General features: G+C 64.4%; 23 protein-coding genes and 2 riboswitches. Of the genes, 13 read left to right on the top strand and 10 right to left on the bottom strand.

The window, feature by feature from the left end:
* The first annotated feature begins 24 nt into the window (after positions 1–24).
* Both QM712_RS25490 and QM712_RS25485 read left to right on the top strand, forming a co-directional pair.
* The gene (locus QM712_RS25490) at positions 25–255 is read left to right on the top strand and encodes a hypothetical protein (RefSeq protein WP_415025909.1); all 231 of its coding nucleotides are present in this window, start codon (positions 25–27) and stop codon (positions 253–255) included.
* Complete coding sequence (locus tag QM712_RS25485; RefSeq protein ID WP_415025908.1) at positions 252–416, top strand: hypothetical protein; 165 nt, start codon at positions 252–254, stop codon at positions 414–416. Before QM712_RS25490 ends, QM712_RS25485 begins: the two co-directional genes overlap by 4 nt.
* Positions 417–418: 2 nt before the next feature.
* Here QM712_RS25485 and QM712_RS25480 read toward each other — a convergent pair whose 3' ends face one another.
* A complete protein-coding gene (locus tag QM712_RS25480) occupies positions 419–949 on the bottom strand; it encodes a gamma carbonic anhydrase family protein (RefSeq protein WP_415025907.1) in 531 nt (176 codons plus the stop codon).
* A 151-nt stretch (positions 950–1,100) separates the two neighbouring features.
* Positions 1,101–1,430, bottom strand: coding sequence for a DUF6949 family protein (locus tag QM712_RS25475; protein WP_415025906.1), 330 nt, complete (start codon positions 1,428–1,430; stop codon positions 1,101–1,103).
* A 221-nt stretch (positions 1,431–1,651) separates the two neighbouring features.
* Between QM712_RS25475 and QM712_RS25470 the strand changes: the two genes are divergently transcribed.
* Positions 1,652–2,359 carry a hypothetical protein gene (locus QM712_RS25470; protein WP_415025905.1) on the top strand — a complete coding sequence of 236 codons (708 nt, stop codon included), beginning with the start codon at positions 1,652–1,654 and terminating at the stop codon, positions 2,357–2,359.
* A 191-nt stretch (positions 2,360–2,550) separates the two neighbouring features.
* Here QM712_RS25470 and QM712_RS25465 read toward each other — a convergent pair whose 3' ends face one another.
* Positions 2,551–2,769 carry a DUF3126 family protein gene (locus tag QM712_RS25465; RefSeq protein ID WP_007602550.1) on the bottom strand — a complete coding sequence of 73 codons (219 nt, stop codon included), beginning with the start codon at positions 2,767–2,769 and terminating at the stop codon, positions 2,551–2,553.
* A 122-nt stretch (positions 2,770–2,891) separates the two neighbouring features.
* Complete coding sequence (gene cysE, locus QM712_RS25460) at positions 2,892–3,716, bottom strand: serine O-acetyltransferase (protein WP_415025904.1); 825 nt, start codon at positions 3,714–3,716, stop codon at positions 2,892–2,894.
* A gap of 274 nt (positions 3,717–3,990) precedes the next feature.
* Between cysE and QM712_RS25455 the strand changes: the two genes are divergently transcribed.
* Entirely contained in the window at positions 3,991–5,370 is a 1,380-nt protein-coding gene (locus QM712_RS25455; RefSeq protein ID WP_415025903.1) for a hypothetical protein, read from the top strand.
* On the opposite strand, the gene QM712_RS25450 is transcribed toward QM712_RS25455, so the two are convergent.
* Positions 5,356–6,111: an alpha/beta fold hydrolase gene (locus tag QM712_RS25450; protein WP_415025902.1), complete on the bottom strand. Its 756-nt coding sequence runs from the start codon at positions 6,109–6,111 to the stop codon at positions 5,356–5,358. The two genes, QM712_RS25455 and QM712_RS25450, sit on opposite strands and share 15 nt — an antisense overlap.
* Before the next feature lie 34 nt (positions 6,112–6,145).
* Entirely contained in the window at positions 6,146–7,276 is a 1,131-nt protein-coding gene (locus QM712_RS25445; RefSeq protein WP_415025901.1) for a hypothetical protein, read from the bottom strand.
* Positions 7,277–7,582: 306 nt separating this feature from the next.
* Here QM712_RS25445 and QM712_RS25440 point away from each other — a divergent pair, with 306 nt between their 5' ends.
* Positions 7,583–7,828, top strand: coding sequence for a zinc-finger domain-containing protein (locus tag QM712_RS25440; protein WP_131871198.1), 246 nt, complete (start codon positions 7,583–7,585; stop codon positions 7,826–7,828).
* Positions 7,829–7,847: 19 nt separating this feature from the next.
* Complete coding sequence (locus tag QM712_RS25435; protein WP_415025900.1) at positions 7,848–9,050, top strand: FAD-dependent monooxygenase; 1,203 nt, start codon at positions 7,848–7,850, stop codon at positions 9,048–9,050.
* A 25-nt stretch (positions 9,051–9,075) separates the two neighbouring features.
* Here the strand turns inward: QM712_RS25435 and QM712_RS25430 are convergent, their stop codons facing one another.
* Complete coding sequence (locus QM712_RS25430) at positions 9,076–9,495, bottom strand: twin-arginine translocation pathway signal (RefSeq protein ID WP_415025899.1); 420 nt, start codon at positions 9,493–9,495, stop codon at positions 9,076–9,078.
* Between the two features lie 1,120 nt (positions 9,496–10,615).
* Here QM712_RS25430 and QM712_RS25425 point away from each other — a divergent pair.
* A complete protein-coding gene (locus QM712_RS25425) occupies positions 10,616–12,154 on the top strand; it encodes a peroxidase family protein (RefSeq protein WP_415025898.1) in 1,539 nt (512 codons plus the stop codon).
* Positions 12,155–12,228: 74 nt separating this feature from the next.
* Here the strand turns inward: QM712_RS25425 and QM712_RS25420 are convergent, their stop codons facing one another.
* Positions 12,229–13,503: a hypothetical protein gene (locus QM712_RS25420; protein WP_415025897.1), complete on the bottom strand. Its 1,275-nt coding sequence runs from the start codon at positions 13,501–13,503 to the stop codon at positions 12,229–12,231.
* A 322-nt stretch (positions 13,504–13,825) separates the two neighbouring features.
* Here QM712_RS25420 and QM712_RS25415 point away from each other — a divergent pair, with 322 nt between their 5' ends.
* Positions 13,826–15,076 (top strand): multidrug effflux MFS transporter, encoded by a 1,251-nt coding sequence (locus QM712_RS25415; RefSeq protein ID WP_415025896.1) that lies wholly within the window; start codon positions 13,826–13,828, stop codon positions 15,074–15,076.
* 184 nt (positions 15,077–15,260) lie between these two features.
* On the opposite strand, the gene QM712_RS25410 is transcribed toward QM712_RS25415, so the two are convergent.
* Both QM712_RS25410 and QM712_RS25405 read right to left on the bottom strand, forming a co-directional pair.
* Positions 15,261–16,865: a glycosyltransferase family 39 protein gene (locus QM712_RS25410; protein WP_415025945.1), complete on the bottom strand. Its 1,605-nt coding sequence runs from the start codon at positions 16,863–16,865 to the stop codon at positions 15,261–15,263.
* A gap of 244 nt (positions 16,866–17,109) precedes the next feature.
* Complete coding sequence (locus QM712_RS25405; protein WP_415025895.1) at positions 17,110–18,720, bottom strand: ABC transporter substrate-binding protein; 1,611 nt, start codon at positions 18,718–18,720, stop codon at positions 17,110–17,112.
* Positions 18,721–18,991: 271 nt separating this feature from the next.
* Here QM712_RS25405 and QM712_RS25400 point away from each other — a divergent pair, with 271 nt between their 5' ends.
* From QM712_RS25400 to QM712_RS25380, 5 genes are all read left to right on the top strand, one after another.
* Entirely contained in the window at positions 18,992–20,122 is a 1,131-nt protein-coding gene (locus QM712_RS25400; protein WP_415025894.1) for a M20/M25/M40 family metallo-hydrolase, read from the top strand.
* A 145-nt stretch (positions 20,123–20,267) separates the two neighbouring features.
* Positions 20,268–20,371, top strand: a riboswitch (glycine riboswitch).
* Positions 20,372–20,374: 3 nt separating this feature from the next.
* Positions 20,375–20,483, top strand: a riboswitch (glycine riboswitch).
* 67 nt (positions 20,484–20,550) lie between these two features.
* The gene (locus tag QM712_RS25395; RefSeq protein WP_415025893.1) at positions 20,551–21,852 is read left to right on the top strand and encodes a D-amino acid dehydrogenase; all 1,302 of its coding nucleotides are present in this window, start codon (positions 20,551–20,553) and stop codon (positions 21,850–21,852) included.
* Positions 21,853–22,031: 179 nt separating this feature from the next.
* A complete protein-coding gene (locus QM712_RS25390; RefSeq protein ID WP_415025892.1) occupies positions 22,032–22,973 on the top strand; it encodes an ABC transporter permease in 942 nt (313 codons plus the stop codon).
* Positions 22,974–22,991: 18 nt separating this feature from the next.
* A complete protein-coding gene (locus QM712_RS25385) occupies positions 22,992–23,879 on the top strand; it encodes an ABC transporter permease (protein ID WP_415025891.1) in 888 nt (295 codons plus the stop codon).
* Between the two features lie 124 nt (positions 23,880–24,003).
* On the top strand, positions 24,004–24,516 hold a 513-nt coding region (locus QM712_RS25380; protein WP_415025890.1), incomplete at its 3' end, for an ATP-binding cassette domain-containing protein.

Here is a 24,516-nt window from a genome sequence, read left to right as displayed (position 1 = left end):
GATAGTCAGGAGGCAGGCACGGTCATGCGGAAACTGATCGCGTTCGACGAGGACACGCTCGGCAAGCTGAAGCAATTGGGGCGCGACAGGATGGCGACGTTTCAAGAGCTCGCGGACGAAGCCTTCGCGGATCTCCTGAAGAAGCACGGCATCCCCATCGATCTCAGGGATGCCTTGCGCAAGAGCGCACGACGCGACGGTGACTCCGACAAGCCGGGCGCACGTCCCAAAACCAGAAAGGCCAAATCAAGATGACCGATCGCGATCCCTTTGCGGAAGGCGAACACGCCGCGCGCGAGAGCATTCCAGCCGAAGCCAACCCGTATCAGGACGGCAGCGACGAGCATGCGCTGTGGGCCGCAGGCCACGAGAGGGTCGCGAGCGCGGCCGAAGCGCGCGAGTCCGAAGGAAGCTGAGTTCAGCCGATCCGCTTCAGGCCCTTCTTGAAGCGCGGACCGTTGGCGACGTAGAACCTCGCCGCGCTTCCCATCTTCTGCACCTGGGCGTCGTCGAGCGAGCGGATCACGCGCGCGGGCGAACCGATGATCAGCGAGCGCTCGGGAAATTCCTTGCCCTCGGTGATGACCGAACCCGCGCCGACGATGCTGTTGCGGCCGATCTTGGCGCCGTTCATCACGATCGAGCCCATGCCGATCAGCGCGCCCTCCTCGATGGTGCAGCCGTGCAGGATGACGTTGTGGCCGACGGTGCAGTTCTTTCCGATGACCATGGGAAAGCCGAGATCGGTGTGGCAGGTCGAGCCGTCCTGCACGTTGGCGCCCTCGCCGATTTCGATCCATTCGTTGTCCCCGCGCAGCACCGCGCCGAACCAGACGCTGGCGCCGGGCTTCAGGCGCACGCGGCCGATCACGGTCGCGGTCTCCGCGATGAAATAGTTGCCGTCGGCGGGAAGGTCGGGCGCCTGCCCGTCGAGCTCGTAGATCGCCATGGGGGTCTCCTGTCCGGTTGCCCCTGGCATAGCGAAAGGGCGGCCGCGAAGCAAAGGGCCACCTCGCCGGTCGGTCCCGCAGGCTCGGCGTCAGACGCCGCTTCAGACTTGGCGTAGAGCTCGACTTAGAAACTTGGCGCGGTGCCTGGCTTCAGACCAGAACGCCGGCCGCGCGCAGCGTCATCAGGAAGAACGTGCCGCTCATCATGCTCCAGAATCCGGCGATGACGGTGGCCATCATCACGAATTCGAAGCGGCGGCTTTCCACCCGCATGCCGCGCAGCGTGTTGCGCATGATGATGAAGGGCGCCGCGAACACCAGGAACGGCACCGCCGCGAACGTCCTCGGCGCGACGCCGTCCTGCAGCAGCCCGAAACCCGCCGGCCGCTGTGCGACCGCCTGGTATCCACTCACGAGCGCGCCCGCGAGCGCGAAACCGATGCAGATCGAGAAGAAAGTATTGAGAGCTTCAGGTGTCATCGGAACGGTCCGCCCTTACGCAACGCCGGAGCTTTCCTGTGACAAAAAGTGCCGCTTAACGCTACATTATCCTTAAGGGACGGTTAACGGCGCCAGCCGGTGTGCGCAGAGCGCCCTTTGCGTTCCGCCGAGCGGGAACACTCCGCGAAACCGCCCTTGCGTGGCATATTGCGCGCTGATTCGTCGGCCGCCGGCCGACCTCCTGCGCATTGCACGACGTCATGACGGTGTTCTCGGCAACCTCTCTTCGCTCCCGCAGAAGTCGCACCGGGACTCATCTCGTCCCGTTCGCGGTGGGCGGCGCGTTTGCGGCGGGCGCGATCGCGCTGGTCGCCTATCTGTTGTGGCCGACCTGGGGCGTGGGCGGCGCGAGCGCGCCGGACAAGCTGCCGGTGAGCATCGGCGGTACGCTGTTCAACGTGCCGACCGCCGCGATCCGGATGAAGATCCAGCGGCACTCCGGGCCGCAGGAACGCATCGACGTCGACTTCCTCTATCCCTCGCTCGAACCGCCGGGCGCGCCCAAGCGTGTCACGGCCGACACCGTCGAAGAGGCGATGCAGCCGGTCGACCGCATCTTCCTCTCGATCGCGGCGCATCACGACGCGCTGTCGCCCGAGCAGCGTGTCGGCACGATCTATCCGCGCTATCTCGATCAGGCCGCCACGATGCCGCTGGACGGGCTGACGATGCGCATGTTCCGCGCGGAAACACCCTATGGCAGCGAGGATCTGTATTCTTCGACAGACCCGGCGCTCACCGCGCGATGCACGCGTGATGCATCGACCCCGGGCATGTGTCTCTCCGAACGCCGCGTCGACGGCGCCGACCTCACCTTCCGCTTCCCGCGGAGCTGGCTGTCGCAATGGCGCGAGGTGGCCGAGGCGATGGACAGGCTGACGACGCAATTGCGCGGGCCGAGAGCCTAGCGCGCGTCGCGGAAACTTGCCTGCGACCATCCCGCGAGATACCCGCCTGCGGCGAGCTCTCACGACGAGGTTGAGTTTCGCGGCGAGGTATCAATCTCTCACGGAGGAAAGCCCGTCGCAGGCGCGCGTCTCGCCATGCAGGCCGAACGCGCTCTGCGTGTCAGCGACTACGGGCGAGACGGAGGCAGCGACTATTCCTGATCGACGAGATCGTCCTCGAGGATCGCCATCTGGAACTGGAACGAGCGATCATCGTCCTCGTCGTCGACGAACAGCACGCCGATGAACTCCTCGCCGATATAGACCTCTGCGGAGTCGTCCTTCTTCGGCCGCGGCACGACGCGGATCTTGGGATTGCCGAATACGCGCTTCAGATACGCGTCGAGCTTTCTCACTTCCTTGACGTCCACGGCAAGTCTCCAATCGAAATCTGGGTTGGCGGGGTTTTAGGACGAGACGCGACGAACCGCCAGCATGAATTGCCAAAGAATTTGGGGACGAAACGAGCCGGAAAATCCGGCTCTTTTCGGAGTCAAAGACCCATCGCGTTGATCATCTGATCCATAGTGCGCGAGGGCTCGGCGCAACCGGCCTCACCGACGATCTTGGCGGGCACACCAGCGACCGTGACGTTGTGCGGCACGGGCTTCACCACGACCGAGCCGGCCGCGATGCGCGCGCAATGACCGATCTCGATATTGCCGAGGATCTTCGCGCCGGCTCCGATCAGGACGCCGTGACGGATCTTCGGATGACGGTCCTCGTTCTCCTTGCCGGTGCCGCCGAGCGTGACGCCATGCAGGATCGAAACGTCGTCCTCGATCACCGCGGTCTCGCCGCAGACGAAGCCGGTGGCGTGGTCGAGGAAGATGCCGCGGCCGATGCGCGCGGCGGGATTGATGTCGGTCTGGAACACCGCCGAAGCGCGGCTCTGCAGGTAATAAGCGAAGTCCTTGCGGCCCTTCAGGTAGAGCCAGTGCGCGAGGCGATGCGTCTCGATCGCATGAAAGCCCTTGAAGTAGAGCAAGGGGTCGATGAAACGTGCGGTTGCGGGATCGCGGTCGTAGACGGCGACGAGATCGGCGCGGAAGGCATTGCCGAGATCGGGATCGTCGCGCAGCGCTTCGTCATAGGTCTGGCGCACGAGATCGCCCGACAGCGCCGAATGATCGAGCCGGTCGGCGAGGCGATGAATCACCGAATCCTCGAGCCGGCTGTGATGCAGCACCGTCGAATAGATGAAGGTCGCAAGTTCGGGCTCGCGATGGACGATGTCCTCCGCTTCGCTCCGGATTCGATCCCATATCGGATCGAGCGATGCGAGCTTTCCTCCCGGATTGACCTGATGCACTGCCATGGGACCTGCTCTTTCGAATTGGCTCGCGTTGATCGTTCTATAGCACAGCTTAGGCGACAAAGTCCCGGTGGGCTTGCCTGAGAGTGAACGCCGCGTTGCCCCGCCAAAGCAGTCAACACATTGAAACACAACACTTTCTTCTGGCGCCCCAAGCGGCAAGGTCGGCTCAAAGTGGTCAGAGTTTCGCCAAATTCAAGCCGGACGGCCTCAAACTATTGGTGAATTCCTCATCAGCGGTTATTGCCATCATGGTCCGGTACACGACGGAGCGGTTTTGAGCATCACCACTGATAGTTTGCGCGCGCGCGCCGCGGGCTCGTTCTGGCTGCGGCTCGCCGCGGTGGCCCTGCCCCTCCTCATGATCGCGCCGGCGTTCTGGAACGGTTATCCGCTGCTGCAATGGGACACCGGCGGCTATCTGGCGCGCTGGTACGAGGGCTATCTCGTCCCGAGCCGCTCCACCGTGTTCGGCCTCTATCTGCACTACGGCGAGAGCTTCGGTTTCTGGATCAACCTCGCCGTCCAGTCGCTTGCGACGCTGTGGCTGTTGCAGCTCACCCTGCGCGTGCTCGGCCTGATGCAGACGTTCCGCTTCGTCGCGATCAGCCTGCTCCTGATCCTGTCGACCGCCCTGCCCTGGCTCGCCAGCATGCTGCTCACCGACATCTTCGCCGGACTGTCGGTGCTGTCGCTGTTCTTGCTCGCGATAGGAGGCAACCGGACGTCGGTGTTCGAAAAGATCTCGCTGTTCGTCTTCACCGCCTTTGCGGCCGCGACCCACAGCGCCACGCTCGGCGTGCTGTTCGGGCTCTGCGTCGTCGGGTGGATGGCGCGGCCGCTGCTGGGCCGCCGCCTGCCGCTGGCCGGATTGGCGCAGGCGAGCCTCACCATCGTCGCGGGCGGCCTGATGCTGGTGTCGGCGAACCATGCGCTGTCGGGCAAATGGGCCTGGACGCCGGGCGGCTACGGCGTCGCCTTCGGCCGCATGATGCAGGACGGCATCGTCGCGCGCTATCTCAACGACCATTGCGCGCGCGAGAGCTTCAAGCTCTGTCCCTATCGCAACGAGTTGCCCGCGACGGCGGACGAGTTCCTGTGGGGCAACAGCATGTTCAACACGCTCGGCCGGTTCGAAGGCATGAACGACGAGATGGGCTACATCGTCGTGCATTCGCTCGCCGCTTATCCGACCTGGCAGACCGGCGCGGCGCTGCGGGCGATGGGCCAGCAATTGCTGCATGTCGCCACCGGCGAAGGCACCAGCGGCTGGATCCCGCACACCTACGGCATCATCGAACGTTACATCCCCGCGCAGGTCGAACCGATGCGCGCAGCGCGCCAGCAGCGCTGGGACATCGACTTCGACGATGTGAACTGGTTGCACGTTCCGGTCGCGCTGATCTCGATGCTGGCGCTGGTCGGCCTGCTCGCACATTCGCTGGCGACCCGCCAGCTGGATGACCTGACGCTGCTCGCGGCAACCGTCACGCTGGCGCTGCTCGGCAATGCCCTCATCTGCGGCATCATCTCCGGGCCGCACGACCGCTACGGCGCCCGGATGGTGTGGGTCGCGACCTTCGTGGTGCTGATGGCGCTGACGCGCCGCATTCGCGACGACGAGGAGCCGGCGGACGAACCCTCAGTGTCGGCTTGAGAGGAAGTCGAGCACGCCGGTCTTGTAGATCTTGTCGCCGACCGCGCGCATGTGATCGCGGTTCGGGATGTCCAGCACGGCGGAACCGGGAATGATCGCGCCGAGCGCGCTCGCCGAACCGGCGACCTCGTCATTGGTGCCGACAGCGACCAGCACGGGCACGTCGATGCCTGCGGCTTCCTGCCTGGTCATCAGCTCGCGCGTACCGCGCAGGCAGGCGGCGAGCGCACGACGGTCGGACCGGGTCTGATCGGCGAAAGCGCGGAAGGTGCGCCCGACAGGATCGGTGACATCGTCGAGCGAGGGTGCTTCGAGCGCCTTCGCCACGTTCTCACCCGGTCCGGTGCCCTCGATCAGGCCACCGATGCCGATGCCGCCGAGGATCGCCGAACGCAGCCGCTGCGGCTCGTTGAGGCCAAGCCAGGCCGTGATCCGCCCGCCCATCGAATAGCCCATGATGTCAGCCTGCGGGATGGCGAGATGGTCCATCAGCGCGAGCACGTCGCCGGCCATGGTAGGGATCGAATATTGCGCGGGCTCGTAGAGCTTCGCGCTTTCGCCATGTCCGCGATTGTCGAGCGCGATCACACGACGGCCGTTCTTGCGCAGCTCCGAAACCCAGGTCGGATAGACCCAGTTCACGTTCTTGCTCGAGGCAAAGCCGTGCACCAGGATGATCGGATCACCCTCGCCCTCGTCCAGATATGCAATTTCGACAGCGCCGTTGTGGAAGCTCGGCATCAGATATTCCGCGTCTTGAGGGGAAGGATTGATCTTAGGCCTTGAGGGCCGCGCCCGCCATAGCGGCCCGGGCTGCGATCTCCGCCTGATGCCGCCGCCGTCTGCGGTCACACCAGGCCTGAGTGACGCGTTCGGCTGTCGCCTTGATCGACGACAGAAGTCCGAACAGGGTCAGCGCCGCGCCGAACAGCCAGATCGCAAGATCGAACGCGCCGGTCGCAAGCAGGAGCGCGCTCCGGCCGAGGAGCTTGAGGATGGCGCGGGTCTTGCCGCCCTGCGCTTCGGCAAGCCGGGCCGCGCGCGCGACGTCCTTCGGGCCTTCGGCGATGCGCAGCGTGTCCATCGCGCCGCGCGTACCGGTCTTCTCGGCGACGCGCGTGACGTCCTTGCCGAGCCGGACCAGCGCGCCGGCCTTCTCGGCGCGGAACGCGGCCTTGATCGCGCCGGCGGTCTCGCCTGGCCGCAGGACCGATCCCGTCGCCACCGCATTCTGAAGCATCGGCGTGTCCACCACTTCCCGCGCGGACCGGCCGGCCCAAGCCGCGAGACCCTCGCCGAGCCGCCCGACCTTGCGGGCATCCTTGACCAGCGTCAGCCCGGCGCGAACCGGCGATGCGCCGCCCGCCGACATGTAGGTCACGGCCGTGACTGCGATGCCTGCGGCGGCAAGGCCCAGCACGACGCGATCGGTGTCCTCGCCCGTGGCGAGATGCTTGCCCTCGCGCACGACGTCCCTGATGTCGCCGATCACGAAGAGATCGCCGGCCATCGTCCCGGACAGGCTGGCGACATCGTCGGCATTGCCGGTGATCAGCCCCGTGGCAAAGCGTTTGGCGAAATGCGTCGTGGAGTTTTCTTCCTTGACCGCGTCGTTCACGCGGCTCACGAGGTCGTCGGGAAGCGTGATGTCGCGCTCACGCGCGAGTGCGACGAAGCTGCTCGCGAGATCGGCGTCGCCGCCTGCAAGGGCCGCTTCGATATTGTCCTGAAGCAGATGGTCGTTTTGCCGCAGAAGCACGTCGAGCTTGAGCTCGGACAAGGCGGCCGGATCGTCCTGGGCAGCGAGCACCGCGCCTGCCTCGCGGGCATGCGGCATCACGTGCACGAGCATGAAGCTGCATGCCGCAATCCCGGTCAACGCTGCACCGATTCGCAGCCACTTCATGCCGGAAGCCTGGATGCTTGCAGGATCATCTGAGCCTGATGGTTCGTCTTTCGTCGCAACTGCCCTCGCCCACAGAAATAGTATGCCAAAATTGCGACACAACGTCCCCGACGAAAGAAGGGCTTCTCTGAGGCGACAAGATTGTGTCGAATTTGCATGAACAAATGAGCATGGGGCAGTTGCGAACCTTTCCGTTCCACTGGACTAGCAATCATCTCTACCCCCCAGTATGGTCCGCCGCGTTCAAGCGTGCCGCGTTCAGTTTTGATTGTGTCTGCTGCCATTGCTACCCCAGGATGAGTTACGATGTCCGACCATGTCGTCCCGCACTTCCATAACGATGCCGGTGTCCCCGTCATCGAGATCGGCTCGAAAGAGTTCATGTGCGTGGGCGCAAATCCTCCGTTCGATCATCCGCACGTCTTTCTGGACCTCGGCAACGACAACGAGATCATCTGCCCCTACTGCTCGACGCTGTACCGCTTCGCCGCCGACCTGAAGCCCGGCGAGGCGCGGCCGCCGGAATGCGTCCTGAAGGACAAGGTGGCCTGACCGGTCCCATCGGTCAGGGGTGGCCCTCTCCCGAACGATCGTCATCGCTGGTGCCGGAATCGGAGGTCTGACGGCCGCGCTCGCGCTTGCCGCCCACGGCTTCCGGATTGTCGTGCTCGAGAAGGCCGAGCGGCTCGAAGACGTCGGCGCGGGCCTGCAACTCTCTCCCAATGCCAGCCGCGTGCTGGTCGACCTCGGCCTTGCCGAGCGCATTGCGCCGCGCGCCGTGACGCCGGAGGCGGTCTGCGTCATGAGCACGCGCGCCGGTGGCGAACTGCTGCGTATGCCGCTCGGTGACGCGGCAGCAGCACGCGCCGGCGCACCCTATTGGGTGGTGCATCGAGCCGATTTGCAGTCGGCGCTGGCCGGCGCGGTCGCCGACCATCCCGATATCGAGCTGAAGCTCGGCGCGAACTTCGAGGATGTCGCGCCCCACGCCAAGGGACTGACCATCGTCCACCGCGCCGGCACGATCCGCCGCAGCGATCTGGCGAGCGCGCTGATCGGCGCCGACGGCATCTGGTCGACGGTGCGCCAGCAACTGTTTCCCGAGGTGCAGCCGCGCTTCACCGGCCTGATCGCCTGGCGCGGCACGTTCGATGCGACGCAGCTGCCGAAAGACTATTCGGCACGACGGGTGCAGCTCTGGATGGGCCCGAACGCCCATCTCGTCGCCTATCCGATCGCCGGCGGACGCCAGATCAACGTCGTCGCCGTGCTGCCGGGCACATGGAACAGGCCGGGCTGGAGCACGCCCGGCGATCCCTTCGAGGTGATGGATGCCTTCGCCGCGCCGCGCTGGCCGCCGACGGCACGCATGATGCTCGCGGCGGTCGACACCTGGCGCAAATGGGCGCTGTTCGGCGTGCCCGAGGGCTGCGGCTGGAGCAAGGGCCCGATCGCGCTCCTGGGCGACGCCGTGCATGCCATGCTGCCCTTCGCGGCCCAGGGCGCCGGCATGGCGATCGAGGACGCGGCCGTGCTCGCGAGATGCCTCGGCGATGACGCGGCCGAGAGCGCGAGCGGCATCGCTGCGGCGCTGAAGCGATATGGCAACGCGCGCCAGGCGCGCGTGCGACGCGTGCAGCGGACGGCACGTCAGCAGGGGCGCATCTATCATTTCAGCGGCCCGCTCGCGCTCGCGCGTGATCTTGCGATCCGCGCGCTCGGCCCGGAGCGCATGCTGGCGCGGCAGGACTGGATCTACGGCTGGCGTCCCTGACGCCCAACGAGACCGGCGCGCCGGCTCAGCGCGCGGCCCTGCCGGATCTGGACGCAGGCCCCGCCGTGGGCGCCGGCGTCGCGGGGGGTGTCGCCTCAGGCGGCGTTTCCCGGCACTTGTTGCGGCGCCAGGCTTCCTCGGCAAATTGCGCCTGCCCACGGACCGAGACGTAATCGTTGCGATAGGCGAGCTCGGACACGACGGCGCCGCCGGCTCCGGTCTGTGCCTTGTCCATCAGCCTCTGCAGTTCCGCGGTGCGGGTGGCGAGCGTCTTGCGCTCCGCCTCGAGCTGCTTGCAGTCATACAGTTGGAATTTGCCCGGATCGGCGAAGGCGGGAGCAACCGTCTCGCTCATGCCGGCGCAGCCCGACAGCGCGAAGCCGGCTCCGAGCAGCAATAGAAGCGCGCCCTGCGTGCGCAGGCGGTGGGAAAGCGAAGCAGCCATGCCGGATGAATAGTCCCCGTGGATTGAGAATGCCTAAAGCAACAACAGATGTCCGGATTGAGGCTTTGCCTTGTGCCCGGTTCGAAGAACGCCCCCGAACTGCTCCCGACGCGATCCGTTGCAGGCATCGCGTCGGCTTTAAGCCTTTGATCTTGCTGGATCAAGCGGGCAGCGGGAAAAGCGAGCCCCCCGCACAAACGGAGACTCCGGATCTCCAATGTCCGGTGCGTCAACCCATGCACCGGAGAGTCGTCGCGCCGCGGCGCTATTGAAACCGCCTTGCCCGAGAATTCCATCTTCGCCTGCCCGACGTCTTCGGACCGATCGCAACACGCGAAGATGCGCATCGCGCCCGAACAAGCCGCGCCGAGCAAAAAACCCTGCAATCGCTGCAGAATCCGCTATAGCAATTCGGCGTTTCCCTGCAGGCAACCCGCCGCTAGGATGGAACGACGCGGGCGTGGCGAAATTGGTAGACGCAAGGGACTTAAGCGATTGAGTGCCCACGGGGAAACCCGAGGTGCAGAACTGCTCAAACTCGGGGAAACCGGTCACAGGCAATCCCGAGCCAAGCGCGCCGACCGAAAGGCCGGCGCGAAGGTGTAGAGACTAGACGGGCAGCGCCTACAGCGCGAACGCGCCAGGGCGAAGGTATAGTCCAGACCACAAACGAGCCGACGGTCGCGAACGCACCAAGGCGAGGCGGCGAAAGCCGTAGCTGGTAAGAAAATCCCTCGGCTCGCAAGAGCTGTGCCGGTTCAAGTCCGGCCGCCCGCACCATCCAGCTCCAGAGTTGATCAAGCGAACAACGCGATCGCGGGGCCGCGAGGCGTATTCCCATTCTGTGGCGATGACGATCGCCGCGCATGAGGTCCGGCCTGATCGCGCAAATGGCTGACCAACTCCGGTGCCGATCAAAGACCATGCGAGGATCACACGATCGCTCGGGCCATCCATCGCCTCCGATCGCGAATGACGCGATCGCGTGTCCTTTCCGATAAGGGCACAGCTTATTTCAATCTTTACGTGTATCATAAAATTCTATTTTCTAGAGATTGTTTTCTCGCCTAGGATGCGGTGTTCCATTTTTTCCCGCTGCTCAATTTCAGGAGATCTTTTCATGCGTACACCTGCAATTCGTCCCCATGGCATCGGCGTTCGTGGATCGACGCTCTCGCGCAGTTCGTTGCTTTTCGAAGGGCCGTTCGGCCGGATTTTTCGGGCGCTGCCTCCAGCGGATTTCGGCAAGGACGACAATGCCTCGATCGACGCGCTGAAAAAGCTCGGCACCGCGATGATCTCCAAAGTCGATCCCGCAGATCCGAAGGATGGCGAGGACGATGAAGAGAGCGGCATCCCCGCCGCCTACACATATTTCGGACAATTCATCGATCACGATCTGACCTTCGATCCGGCCAGCAGTCTGCAGAAGCAAAACGATCCGGACGCGCTGCTCGACTATCGAACGCCCAAGTTCGATCTCGACAACATCTACGGACGCGGGCCGGACGACCAGCCGTACCTCTACGAAGACAACACGCCGTTGTTCATCCTCGGCCCCAAATTGACCGGAGCTGCGGCCAATCCGCGGGCAAGGGATCTCCAGCGCAGCCAGCCGGACAAGGGACCGCACCGTGCCATCATCGGCGATCCCCGCAACGACGAGAACGTCATCGTCTCGCAGCTCCAGGGCCTGCTGCATCGCTTTCACAACAAGGTCGCGGCGGATATGCGGGCCGCGGATCCGAATGTGAGCTTTGCGGCGATCCAGCAGGAAGTCCGGTTTCACTATCAGTGGATCGTGCTGAACGACTTTCTTCCGACGATCGTGTCGGACGAGGCGCTGAAGGAAGTATTGCCGAAGGCGGCGGGAAGCGGGCTCTTCAAGCCCAACCTTCAATTCTACAAGCCTCGCAACGAGACCTTCATGCCGCTCGAATTCTCGGCCGCCGCCTACCGGTTCGGTCATTCGATGGTGCGGCCGGGATACCGGCTCTCGGAGACGATCAAGCCGCTTTCGATCTTCGGCAAGAACGAGAATGAGGATCTCAGGGGGTTCCGCAAATTCCCGTCGAACTGGGCGATCGACTGGAATCTCTTCATGGACCTCGAGGAGCGGGATCCCTCGAACACGACCCGAACGCAGCTCGCCTACAAAATCGATACGTCGCTCGTTAACCCGCTCGGCCATCTGCCGCGCTCGATCGGGTTCGATCCGGCGATCCTGGCCCAACGCAACCTGCTTCGCGGCTGGCGGATGCGCTTGCCGTCGGGACAGGCGGTGGCCGAGGCGATGGGCCTCGAACCGCTGAAAGACAAGGAAATTCGCATCGGGAAATTCACCGGCGCGAAGGACGACATCGTCGCAACGATCGATGAGATCGATCCGGCCTTCAAGGGCAATTGTCCGCTCTGGACCTATGTCCTGGCTGAAACCGTGGAGGTCAAGGTGCCGCTCAAGACCACCAGGGGCGAAAAGAAGATCAAGACGCGGAAGCTCGGCCCGGTCGGCGGACGGATCGTCGCCGAGACGATCGTCGGCCTGCTTGCCCATGATAGCCAGTCCTACGTCTCCCAGAACCCGCTCTGGAAGCCGGCCAAAGCGATCAAGGGAAAGTTCGGACTGCGCGAACTCATGCTGACCGCCCTGCAGGGATAAGCTTGGTCAGCACTTCTGATCACCGGGAGACGCGCCGGGATGCGGCGCGTCTCGCAACTGCAATGGCGCCGCGATCAGTTACGAAGAGGCGCTTCCGGCAGGAGGCGCATGCGGGCCGGACGAAAATCGAACAGCAGGATCCAGAAGCAGACGAGCGCGATCGCCAGCAGGCCGAAACCACCCTCGAAGGCATTGCCCGTCAACGACATCAACGAGGGAACGCCGATGCCGACGACGAGAACGGCGGCAAGCGCCAGCGGCGACAGATCGACGATGAGGATGGCGGCATAGATCGCCAGTTCGAAGAAGGCATATTCCTTCAGACGCGGCGAGCAGAGATAGAGCGCGTACATCGCGAGCACGGTCAGGCGCGTGGCCATGCGCGGATGATCGACCAGCCAGCGATCCAGCCGCGCCAGCAACCATCCCTCCCCTGAGCGGATCGTGCGCCATGCCAGCAGGGCGAATGGCCCGAGCACGAGCGCAAGAACCGAGAGCCCGTACATCGCAAACACGACCGGCAGGTTCTCACCGAGCCCGGCGCGATCCGCGACACTCTGCACGAGCAGGAGCAGCGACGGGTTGGTCTCTTCCAGATAGACCGAATGCTGGTTCGGGATCTGTCCCTTGATCGCGAGCAGCCAACTCGAGAACAGGTCCGCATAGAAAATCATCGAGATCAGGATCGGCAGCGCAAAGGCCAGGCCTGCCGCAGCGATCAGGATGAGCTTCCGACGACGCGGCTGCGGCAGCAAATAGAGCGCGGCCAGAACCGGGCAGAACACCAGCTTGAACGACATCACGAGGCCGAGCAGCGCGGCGCCGGCCACGTTGGCGAGAAAGCTCCGATCGTCGTGACCCGCCTTCACGCCGGACCGAAGCAGCAGCGCCAGCGCGGCCGCCGTCAGCAGGCCGCTCAGAATCGCGAAGTTTCCGGATGCCGAAACCCATTCGAAACCGACGAACGCGCCGAAGACGCAGATCAGCCTCAGCACGATGTCGCGTGGACCGTTGCGCGCTCCACCGAGACCGGGCAGCAGCAGGCCGCAGAGCACAGCGAGGGCGACGAAGACCATGCGAAAATGAACGACGAGGAAGCCGCCCGTGCACAGGGGCCGGAAGACGTCCAGCGTCACCGGCAGATAGGGATAAGAGAGCCGGGTGCCCTTCAGATTCTTGACGAAGTAGGGATCGAGCCCGGCGACGTGGGCGTCGACCGCGGCGCAATTGACCCGGACATCCCACCCGTATTTCACGTCGAGCGCAGCGTCGGTGGTGAGGTTGGCGAACGCGAGAAGCCCGACCAGCGTGATCAGGCAAGCCAGCCAGGTGCTTCGTCGCCCAGCCATGTCGGCCGGCGGCTCCAACCATCGTGCTGGACCGGTGATGTCGGACAACGCGGACACCCTGCTCGAGTGACGCCCTCGCCTCGCGTGGCGCCTTATAATCGGGCCACCTTGGACGCGATCCCTTTCGGATTCATCTCGCCGGCGGGCGGATTCCGCAGGGCCGCGCTCTTATGGTGAATTCCCGGTTTCCGAGGCGATCCGCCGGAATGCCTCCCCTCACCGATTCTTGTCCGCGACCCGGGCCTGACAGCCATCCCAAAAAATGGGTTGTGCAGCGCAGCATTCCCGATACAAACGCGCTTGAAATCAGAGGTGTGCTTCCTTGTCCGACGTCAATGCCGACAGTTGGGTGTCCTCGGGACACCGCCCGATGGGCTTTCCCGAGTTTGTCGTCGTCATCGCCTCCATCATGGCGCTCAATCCACTCGCGATGGATATGATGCTGCCGGCGCTGCCCAATATCGGGGCAGCCTTCAAGATCCCCGTCGCCAACCATCTCCAGCTGGTGCTGTCGACCTTCCTGATCGGCTTCGGCGCAGGCCAATTCATCATGGGCCCGCTGTCCGACCGTTTCGGGCGGCGGCCGGTGCTGCTCGGCGGCATGGCGGTCTATGCGGTGGCGAGCGTGCTGGCGGTCGCGGCGCCCTCGTTCGAGGCCCTCCTGCTGGCGCGTGCGCTGCAGGGGTTCGGGACCGCCGCAACGCGCGTGATCGCGACGTCGATCGTCCGCGACTGTTACGTCGGACGCCGCATGGCGAGCGTGATGTCGCTCGCGATGATGGTGTTCATCGCGGTGCCCGTGATCGCGCCGTCGTTCGGACAGGCGGTGCTGATGGTGACCGCTTGGCGCGGCATCTTCTTCGTACTGACGCTCTACGGCTTGCTCGCGCTCGCATGGTGCGTGCTGCGACTGCCGGAGACGCTCCCCGACACCGAGCGCCGGTCGCTCGCGCCCGCCGACGTGCTTGCCGCCTTCCGGCAGACCGTGACCAACCGCCAGACCATCGGCTATGCGGTCGCCGCCGGCAGTGTCATGGGCGCCCTGTTCGCTTTCGTGTTCTCGGCCCAGCAGGTCTTCACCGGCATCTATCACCTCGGCCATTACTTCCCGCTCGCCTTCGCCGCGATCGCAGCCGGCACCGCCATTGCCGGGTTCCTCAACGCCCGGTTCGTCGGAACGCTCGGCATGCGCGTGATCTCGCATGGCGCGCTGACGCTCTATGCCGTGGTGGCGGGCGCGATGCTGCTCACCGAAAGCCTCGGGATGCTGCCGCTGCCCGTGTTCATGGCGCTCTCGGCGCTGATGATGTTCGCATTCGGCCTGATGGTCGCCAACTTCACCGCGCTCGCCATGGAGCCGCAGGGCCACATCGCCGGCACCGCCTCCTCGCTCTATGGCTCGATCACGACGCTGATCGGCATCGTGATCGGCATGGCGATCGGGCAGAGCTTCGATGGAACGCTGCTGCCCTTCACGACCGGATTCTTCCTGTCGACGCTCGCGGCGCTCGCCATCGTGCTGGTGACGGAGAAGGGCCGGCTGTTCAAGCCGCATCACCGTCCCGTCGCCTGAGGAACTTCCCCGCGTTCTCGATGTTGTCCTGCAGCAATTCGAGAGGCAGGCTCATGGAACCCGAACACAGCACTGAACCTCACGCCGGGGAACGGCGAGAGACCGAACGTTCGGAACCGGGTGACGCGCGCGCCGCCTTCACTCCGCCCTTCGCCAACGAAGGGCTGGAGCGGCTGCGCGACAGTCACTGCTGAGAGCCCTGCTCCGCTGCACGCTTGCTGGCGCTGAAATCCTCTACGCCGCTCTGCGGATCCGCCGCTCGCGGCGGCACCATCAACACGACCAGTTCCCGCGTGACGCCGGGCCGCCCCCAGAGCGTTGCCTGCAGCGTGACCTCGCGCCGGACGAAATGGCCTGCGCGCGAAGAGACCCACTCCATCCAGCGCCCGCAATAATCCTGGCCACGGAAACACAGCGCGGCCCACCCGCGGTCCAGCGTCGTCTTCCGCGGCAGGCCCCATGTGTACTGGTATTCGAACGGCCGCGCGTAATACGGATGGTCGGGGCTGTAGAAGGCGGTCGCGAACGCCAGTGAATCGTCGCCGCTCACCGCGCTCAGCGGCTCGCCGGTCAGTTCAGCCCATTCACGCGTCAGTTCGTTCGCGGCCTGCACGTAGAAGTTCCGCCCCTCCTCGTAACCGTGATTGTTGCGATAGACGGCGTGGATCGGCGCGGCGACGAGCACGGCGACGAGTGCGACACCGGCCGTGATCACGGTGACGTTGACGGTGTAGAACCGCTCGATCGGATAACGCGCGCCGCAGACCACGAGCACGACAAACAGGAACAGCCCCTGCAACGCCCACAGCGACGGCAGATCCGTTCCCATCGCCAGCGACGTGATGCTCGGCAACACGAGCGTACCGATCGCGATGTAGAAGAGAAGCTTCAGGCCGGAGCTCATTGCGACGAAATCGGCCGGAAACTGCTTCAGCCGCGTGCCTGCGATCAGGATCCACAACGCGGCCGACACGCTCATCGCCGCGACCAGCCCCAGCAGGAAGTTCTTGACCTCGCCGAGCGAGTTCAGGGCATTGCCGTTGGCATGGTTCAGCGCATAGGAGAAGGTCGACGCGCCCGTGGTGACGAGCCAGTGGATGTGCGGCGAGAGCATCACGAGCCCGGCGGCGACCGATATCCAAGGCGAGGCCGAGGTCAGATAGGAGCGTCGCGCGGGATGGGCCAGCGCGGCCAGCGCGAAGCTCGCGACAAGAAAGACCGAATAATATTTGCCGACCATCGCCAGCGCTGCCGTGCAGCCCGCCGCGATCGCCCACAGGGCACCGCGTGTCTCGAACGCACGCAGAAAGCAATAGGTCGCGAGCGGCCAGGTCGCGAGCAGCACCGAATTGGCGTTGAAGCGCTGGGCGTGGAACTGATAGGCCGGCGTCAGCATCAGGAGCAGCAGGACCAGGATGCGCTTGTGTCCGCTCACGAACTGCCGCGCGATCAGGTCCACGAAGTACAAGGCCAGACCCGCATTGGCCATCGCCATCAGTTGAAGCGACCACTCGGTTGACGGGAAGACGAAGGTCCACACCGCCGTGACCCAGCCCATCAGTGGTGGATGCTTGTGATAGCCCCAGGCGAATCGTCGCCCGAGCGTCCAGGCCTCCAGCGTGTCCGGATGCAGGCCCCCGCCCGCATAGGCAACGACCAGATAGAGCGTCCAGATCGCGACGAAGCAGACGAGCAGCAGCGGAACCGCCCAGCCCGCTTCCACGCCGTCGAGCCAGCGAAGGAAAGGGCGGCGCCACCGCGCCGGTGCGCGATCCGACCGTTCGGCCATCGCCTGGAATGCAAAATCGATGGGCACGTGATTCAAATCAGCAAACGAAAGGGATGCGCAAGGACGGCGTATCTATTTCAGGATAGAAACAAATAGCAATGACTACAGACTGGAAGAGTTAAAAGCCTGGTTGCCTCATCAACCTGACACGAAGCTGACATGCGCGGCCCAAACGACAACGGCGCCGCTGATGTCAGCGGCGCCGCGTCGTGATCGGAACGAAGGGCGCGCGAGCGCCCTCGCCTCATTCGGACTTGTCGATGTTCCAGAACACCGGGGTCGCCGGGCCGTCGAGCACGCCCGTGAGCGACTTCCGCCAGGCGCTCGGCGCCAGATACTGGCCGAGCGGGATGTAGATCACCTGGTCGTAGGCTTCCTTCTGGATCTCGGTCGCGATCGCCTTCTGCTTCTCGATGTCGGGCGCGCGGACGAAGTCCTCCTTCAGCTTCTCGATCTTGGCGTCTTCCGCCCAGCCGAACCAGCCGCCCTTCTTGCCCTGGCCGCCGATCGAGAGATTCGAGATCGGGTTGGAGACGTCGGCGCTGACCCAGTTGGTGAAGAACATGTTCCAGCCGCCTTCCTTCGGAGGCTTCTGGCTGGCGCGGCGGCTCACCACCGTCTGCCAGTCGGTCGCCTGCGCATCGACCTTGAAGCCAGCCTCACGGAGCAGTTGCACCGCCACCGTCGGCTGCGCCTTCAGGGTCACGACATCGCCGGGAACCATGACGACGACCGGCGTGCCGTCGTAGCCGGACTCGGCGAGCAGCTTCTTGGCCTCCGCCATGCCGGTGCCCTTGACCAGAGTCTCGGAGCCGACGTCGGAAGCGAACGGCGTGTCGCAGATGAAGAAGGCGCCGCAGATCTTGTAGTACTTCGGATTGCCGACGAGCGCGTCGAGCACGTCCTTCTGGTTCATCGCCAGGAAGGCCGCGCGGCGGATCTTGGGATTGTCGAAGGGCGGATAGAGGAAGTTCATGCGACCGAGGGTCTGGTAGCCGAACTTGTTCAGCGTCTCGACCTTGAGGTCGGGATTGCCTTCGAGCACCGTCAGCAGATCCCAGGGCGGCACTTCCATGAAGTCGATGTCACCCGACTGCAGCGCGTTCACCGCGGTCTGCGAGTCCGGCATGGTGATCCATTCGACGCGATCGACCTTCACGACCTTGCCGCCGGCCGTCCAGCTCGCCGGCTCCTTGCGCGGCACGTAGTCGGTGTTCTTGACGTAGACCGCCTTCACACCGGGCTGGAATTCACCCTGCACGAACTTGAACGGTCCGGAACCGATCTGCTCGGGGATCTGCTTGTCCGGCGGCGTCTCGGCAAGACGCTTCGGCATCATGAAAGCCACGCGCGAGGACGGCTTGCCGATGGAGTCCAGCACGAGACCGTAGGGCTCCTTGAGCTTCAGCGTGATGGTCTTGGCATCGGTCGCCTCGAGGCTCGCGGTGAAGTCCATCAGCTTCTGGCCCATGCCGTCGACGGCGGCCCAGCGCTTCAGCGAGGCAACGCAATCTTCCGCCGTCACCGGCGCGCCGTCGTGCCACTTCAGGCCGTCGCGCAGTGTGAAGGTGTAGGTGAGCTTGTCGTCGGAGATCTTCCAGTCCGCCATCTGCGGCTGGATCTTGAAATTCGAATCCGTCGCGATCAACGTGTCGTAGACCATGTAGCCATGGTCACGCGTGATGTAAGCGGTGGTGAAGATCGGATCGATGATCCGAAGATCGGAATGCATCACCGCCGTGATGGTCTTGCCAGCGGCAAGCACCGGCGAGGCCAGCACCGTCGAAAGCGCGACGACCGATAGCGCAAGTTTGGAGGCGAATGCGCGACACCCCCGGCGCATCAAGTGGAACATAGAAAGTTTCTCCTGACGTGAAACTGTTCAAAAGGCAGGTCACTGGATGAGCATTCGGATCGTTCTTTAGGCGAACTAACCTCATGCAATGCCTTTATCTTTTCGAGACTTGCAGACAGTGTTGAGCGCGTCAATCCGGTTTCGCTGCAGCCCGCGGCGTCACGCGCACGGGCTCCATAAGGACCGGTTTGGCTCTACAACCCTATCCGCTCGTCCAGCCCGAAGCGGATGCAATGCGCGTTCCAACTCTTCCAAGCCTGAGAGATCCGAGATGAATCCAGCCAATCTTCCTTTTGATTCCGAGGCCATGCTCGAGGGCCTGCGCAACTGGGTGGAATGCGAAAGCCCGACCTGGGACGCAAGCGCAGTGAACAGGATGCTCGATATCGCAGCGCGGGATATGGCGATCATGGGTGCGACCATCGAGCGCATCGCCGGCCGGCAAGGCTTCGGCGGCGTCGTCCGCGCGCGCTTCCCGCATCCGAAGCAGGGAGAGCCCGGCATCCTCATCGCCGGACACATGGATACCGTGCACCCGGTCGGGACCATCGAGAAGCTGAAGTGGCGACGCGAAGGCAACAAGTGCTACGGCCCCGGTATCTACGACATGAAGGGCGGCAACTACCTCTCGCTGGAAGCGATCCGGCAACTCGCGCGCGCTTCCTTCACGACGCCGCTCCCGATCACCGTGCTGTTCACGCCGGACGAGGAAGTCGGCACGCCGTCGACCCGCGACATCATCGAGGCGGAAGCGGCGCGCAACAAATACGTATTGGTGCCCGAGCCCGGCCGCGCCGACAACGGCGTGACTACGGGGCGCTATGCGATCGCGCGCTTCAATCTAGAGGCAACGGGCCGGCCGAGCCATGCCGGCGCGACCTTGTCGGCGGGTCGTTCGGCGATCCGCGAGATGGCGCGGCAGATCCTTGCGATCGATGCGATGACGACGGAGGACTGCACCTTCTCGGTTGGCGTCGTGCATGGCGGCCAATGGGTCAACTGCGTTGCCACGACGGCGACCGGCGAAGCCCTCTCCATGGCCAAACGTCAGGCAGATCTCGATCGCGGTGTCGAGCGCATGCTGGCGCTGTCCGGCACGAGCAATGATGTCGCCTTCAAGGTGACACGCGGCGTCACCAGGCCGGTGTGGGAGCCGGATGCCGGAACGATGGCGCTGTACGAGAAGGCGCGCGGCATCGCCAAATCGCTCGGCGCCGAGCTCCCGCATGCGAGCTCCGGCGGCGGCTCCGACGGCAACTTCACGGGCGCGATGGGCATCCCGACACTCGACGGCCTCGGTGTGCGCGGCGGCAATGGCCATACGCTCGAGGAGTTCATCGAAGTCGACAGCCTGGTCGAACGCGCGCGATTGATGGCCGGACTGTTGGCAACGCTGGAGTAACAGGCCGGGTTATTCCCGGGCGAACCGGAATGACGGTTGGCTTGGCTTGGCTTGGCTTGGCTTCGCACTGCACAATGCGTTGGCAGTCACGGTTGAAATTTAGCCTTGTTCAAAAATGAGGCGCGTCGTACTGCTCGATGGTCCACGCGACGACGCGGGAGAGATCGCGATGAAAGCTTCGGCTTTCGTTGCGGCGCCGACGGAGCAACCGCCCCGGAAACTCTCAGGCAAAAGGACCGTATCGTCAGGACGATCTGGAGAGAGACGGCACGATTGATCGTGACGTCCACCGAAGGGGATAGTCCGTCCGCGAGCCTTGCGAGGCCCGCACCGGATCAAGCTCTCAGGTACCGTGACAGATGGGGCGCCGCCAACAGCCGTTCGCTGGCGGTCAGCCGACTCTAACTCACGGGAGCCCCGAACCTGCCATGACTCATATCGCCATCATCGGCGCCGGCATCACCGGCGTAACGACCGCCTATGCCCTGCTCGAACGCGGCTACAAGGTGACGGTGCTCGACAAGCATCGCTACGCCGCGATGGAAACCTCCTTCGCCAACGGCGGACAGCTTTCGGCCAGCAATGCCGAAGTCTGGAACAGCACGGCGACCATTCTCAAGGGTCTGCGCTGGATGTTCCGACGCGACGCCCCGCTCCTGATGAATCCGCGGCCGAACTGGCACAAATATTCCTGGATGGGCGAGTTCGTCGCCAATATCGGCAACTACCGCGCCAACACGATCGAGACCACGCGGCTCGCGATCGCGGCCCGCAAGCACCTGTTCACGATCGCTGAACGCGAAGGCATCGACTTCGATCTCGAGCGCCGCGGCATCCTGCACATCTATCACGACAAGAAGGGCTTCGAATCCGGCCTGCAAGTCAATGCGCTCCTGACGGAAGGCGGGCTCGACCGCCGGGCGGTGACACCCGAAGAGATCCGCAGCATCGAACCGACGCTGCGCAAGGATTATTACGGCGGCTTCTACACGCCGTCAGATGCGACCGGCGACATCCATAAATTCACGCGCGGGCTGGCCGACGCCTGCAAGCGGCGCGGCGCGACCTTCATCCACGACGCCAATATCGACTCGATCGCGCGCGCAGCCGGCGGCTTCGTCATCGGCTGGGCTGATCCTACCGCAGACGATGTCTCGGCATCCTCGCGCGGAATGCTGAAGGTGGACGGCGTCGTCGTCTGCGCCGGTGTCGCGAGCCGTCAATTCGCCGCACTGCTCGACGAGCGCGTGAACGTCTATCCGGTGAAGGGCTATTCGATTACCGTCCAGCTCGACTCCGCCGAGAGCCGCAACGCCACGCCGACCGTCAGCCTGCTCGACGAAGCCGCGAAGATCGTCACGAGCCGGCTCGGCGCCGACCGGTTTCGCGTCGCCGGCACCGCCGAGTTCAACGACTTCAACCGCGACATCCGCGCCGATCGCGTTCAGCCGCTGGTCGATTGGGTGCGCAGCAACTTCCCCATGGTCGAGACCTCGCGGATCGTGCCCTGGGCCGGGTTGCGTCCGATGATGCCGAACATGATGCCGGTGGTGCGCGCGGGCCGGATACCGGGCGTGTTCTTCAACACGGGCCATGGCCATCTCGGCTGGACGCTCTCGGCCGCGACCGCGCAGATGATAGCCGAGACCATCGACGGATGGCGCGGGCTCAATGTGCCGCCTACCGTGTCCTTGCACGAGGGCGGACACGAGGCGCGCCGTGCGTCCTGAGTGGACCGGACTGAGGCCGGGCGGGGCCTTGATACCGCCCTGCCCTTGGCACACAATTTGCCACGAAAGGTTGGCTTATCCGGCCGCCCTTTCCAGCTCGGGTGACAGGCGCGCATGATAAGACACGACGACAGCGAGTGCCGTAAAGTCCAGCAAGTTCCGCAGCCGGGGATAGGTGCATGGTAGGATATCTCATTCGCCGCGTTCTGGCTGCGGTGCCCGTCATGGGCGTCGTCGCACTGTTCGTGTTCCTGCTGCTGCGGCTGACGCCCGGAGATCCCGCCGCGATCCTCGCCGGCGACAACGCCACGCCGGAACGGCTCGAGCGCATCCGCACCTCGCTCGGCCTCAACGATCCGCTGATCGTGCAGTTCATCACCTGGGTGAACAAGCTGCTGCACGGCGATCTCGGAACGTCGCTGATCTCGAACCTGCCGGTGATGAAGATGATCGGCCAGCGCGTCGAGCCATCGATCTCCATCGCACTGTCGACGATCATTCTCGCCGTCGTGGTCGCCGTTCCCCTCGGCGTGATCGCGGCCTGGAAGCACGGCACCTGGGTCGACCGGTTCGTGATGGGCCTCTCCGTGCTCGGCTTCTCCGTACCGGTGTTCGTGATCGGCTATGTCCTGATCGAGATCTTCGGCATCGAGCTGCGCTGGGTGCCGGTACAGGGCTTCAAGAGCATCAGCGCCGGCTTCGGACCGTTCTTCGAACGGATCGTCCTGCCGACCTGCGCACTGTCCTTCATCTACATCGCGCTGATCGCGCGCATGACGCGCGCTGCCATGCTCGACGTGCTCGGCGAGGACTACGTTCGCACCGCGCGCGCCAAAGGCATCAACGAGGTCGCCGTGATGATGCGGCATGCGCTGCGCAATGCGGCCGTACCCGTGATCACCGTGATCGGCACCGGCTTCGCGCTCCTGATCTCCGGCGTCGTCGTCACCGAGAGCGTGTTCAACATTCCCGGCATCGGCCGGCTGACGGTCGACGCGGTGCTGGCGCGCGACTACCCGGTAATCCAGGCGATGATCCTGCTGACGTCGCTGATCTACGTCGTCGTCAATCTCCTGATCGACGTCGCCTACACCCTGCTCGATCCGCGGATCCGGTACTGAGGCAAGGAAGGGACACACATGTCGGTCGATAGCCTTCCCCAGTCGTCCATCCCGGTCACGTCGCCGCTGCGGCCGCGCTTCGGATTCCTCACTTCCACGCCGATCATCGCGGCCGCCACGATCTGCCTCACGCTGATCGTGCTGATCTCGATCCTCGCGCCGCTGATCGCCCCGCACGACCCGATCCAGCTCGCTCCCTCGCAGCGGCTGAAGCCGGCCTCCGCGCAGTTCCTGCTCGGCACCGACGCTTATGGTCGCGACCTGCTGTCGCGCGTCATCTACGGCGGCCGCGTCTCGCTGCTGATCGGCATCGGCTCGGCGATCCTGTCGATCGTCATCGGCCTCGCGATCGGCCTCGTGTCCGGCTTCTTCAAGCTGATCGATTCCGTCATGATGCGCATCATGGACGGCCTGATGGCGATGCCGAGCATCCTGCTCGCGATCGCGGTGGTGTCGCTGTCCGGTGCCAGCATCTGGACCGTGCTGGTCGCGATCACGATTCCGGAGATTCCCCGCGTCGCACGCCTCGTGCGTTCGGTGGTGCTGTCGGCACGCGAGGAGCCCTATGTTGAAGCGGCGATCTCGGTGGGCTCGTCCCTGCCGAAGATCATGTGGCGGCATTTGATGCCCAACACGATCGCGCCCCTGATCGTCCAGGGCACCTATGTCTGCGCCTCGGCGATCCTCACCGAGGCCATCCTCTCCTTCCTCGGCGCCGGCATCTCGCCGGAAACGCCGACCTGGGGCAACATCATGGCCGAGGGCCGCCAGTACTTCCAGATCAAGCCGACGCTGATCTTCTGGCCGGGGCTGCTGCTCTCGCTCGCGATCCTCAGCATCAACCTGATCGGCGATGCCGCCCGCGACGCACTCGATCCCCGCATGAAGCAGCGGGAAGGAAAGTGATGACCATCATTTCCGTCATTCCTGAGCACGACCACGTCGCGAGCGCGAAATCCGTTTCATGTCTTGAATTGCGGCCCGATGGGTTCTCGCGCTGCGCGCGCCCCGGAACGACGAGAGAGCCTGCATGACCAACACCGTCCTCGACATCAATAACCTCGTCGTATCCGTCGGCAAGAAGCCGAAGGGCGCGAACATCATCGACGGCATCTCGATCCAGGTCCGCGAGCGCGAGACGCTGTGCGTCGTCGGCGAAAGCGGTTCGGGCAAGTCGGTGACGTCGCTCACCGTGATGGGCCTGCTGCCGAAGGGAACGCTGTCTCCGACCGGCGGCAGCGTGAAGCTCGTCGGCGAAGAGTTGCTCACCGCGACCGACCGCCACTTGCGCCAGCTCCGCGCCACCCAGATGGCGATGATCTTCCAGGAACCGATGACCGCGCTCAATCCTGTGGTACCGGTCGGGCGCCAGATCGACGAGGTCCTGCGCGCGCACACCAATCTCGACGCGAAAGCGCGAAAGAAGCGTATCCTCGACATGATGGAGCAGGTGCGCCTGCCCCAGGTCGAGCGCATCTTCGCCTCCTACCCGCATCGCCTCTCCGGCGGCCAGCGCCAGCGCATCATGATCGCGATGGCACTG

This window comes from Bradyrhizobium sp. (genome assembly GCF_047605465.1).
Lineage (GTDB): Bacteria > Pseudomonadota > Alphaproteobacteria > Rhizobiales > Xanthobacteraceae > Bradyrhizobium.
This window is presented reverse-complemented; position numbering and strand designations above follow the sequence as displayed.

What these genes read in the sequence shown, in the direction of transcription:
- QM712_RS25490 (WP_415025909.1), top strand. Translation starts at nt 25, where the DNA reads ATGCGGAAACTGATCGCGTTCGACGAGGACACGCTCGGCAAGCTGAAG.
- QM712_RS25485 (WP_415025908.1), top strand. Translation starts at nt 252, where the DNA reads ATGACCGATCGCGATCCCTTTGCGGAAGGCGAACACGCCGCGCGCGAG.
- QM712_RS25480 (WP_415025907.1), bottom strand. Translation starts at nt 949, where the DNA reads ATGGCGATCTACGAGCTCGACGGGCAGGCGCCCGACCTTCCCGCCGAC.
- QM712_RS25475 (WP_415025906.1), bottom strand. Translation starts at nt 1,430, where the DNA reads ATGACACCTGAAGCTCTCAATACTTTCTTCTCGATCTGCATCGGTTTC.
- QM712_RS25470 (WP_415025905.1), top strand. Translation starts at nt 1,652, where the DNA reads ATGACGGTGTTCTCGGCAACCTCTCTTCGCTCCCGCAGAAGTCGCACC.
- cysE (WP_415025904.1), bottom strand. Translation starts at nt 3,716, where the DNA reads ATGGCAGTGCATCAGGTCAATCCGGGAGGAAAGCTCGCATCGCTCGAT.
- QM712_RS25450 (WP_415025902.1), bottom strand. Translation starts at nt 6,111, where the DNA reads ATGCCGAGCTTCCACAACGGCGCTGTCGAAATTGCATATCTGGACGAG.
- QM712_RS25445 (WP_415025901.1), bottom strand. Translation starts at nt 7,276, where the DNA reads ATGAAGTGGCTGCGAATCGGTGCAGCGTTGACCGGGATTGCGGCATGC.
- QM712_RS25440 (WP_131871198.1), top strand. Translation starts at nt 7,583, where the DNA reads ATGTCCGACCATGTCGTCCCGCACTTCCATAACGATGCCGGTGTCCCC.
- QM712_RS25430 (WP_415025899.1), bottom strand. Translation starts at nt 9,495, where the DNA reads ATGGCTGCTTCGCTTTCCCACCGCCTGCGCACGCAGGGCGCGCTTCTA.
- QM712_RS25425 (WP_415025898.1), top strand. Translation starts at nt 10,616, where the DNA reads ATGCGTACACCTGCAATTCGTCCCCATGGCATCGGCGTTCGTGGATCG.
- QM712_RS25420 (WP_415025897.1), bottom strand. Translation starts at nt 13,503, where the DNA reads ATGGCTGGGCGACGAAGCACCTGGCTGGCTTGCCTGATCACGCTGGTC.
- QM712_RS25410 (WP_415025945.1), bottom strand. Translation starts at nt 16,865, where the DNA reads ATGGCCGAACGGTCGGATCGCGCACCGGCGCGGTGGCGCCGCCCTTTC.
- QM712_RS25405 (WP_415025895.1), bottom strand. Translation starts at nt 18,720, where the DNA reads ATGTTCCACTTGATGCGCCGGGGGTGTCGCGCATTCGCCTCCAAACTT.
- QM712_RS25400 (WP_415025894.1), top strand. Translation starts at nt 18,992, where the DNA reads ATGAATCCAGCCAATCTTCCTTTTGATTCCGAGGCCATGCTCGAGGGC.
- QM712_RS25395 (WP_415025893.1), top strand. Translation starts at nt 20,551, where the DNA reads ATGACTCATATCGCCATCATCGGCGCCGGCATCACCGGCGTAACGACC.
- QM712_RS25390 (WP_415025892.1), top strand. Translation starts at nt 22,032, where the DNA reads ATGGTAGGATATCTCATTCGCCGCGTTCTGGCTGCGGTGCCCGTCATG.
- QM712_RS25385 (WP_415025891.1), top strand. Translation starts at nt 22,992, where the DNA reads ATGTCGGTCGATAGCCTTCCCCAGTCGTCCATCCCGGTCACGTCGCCG.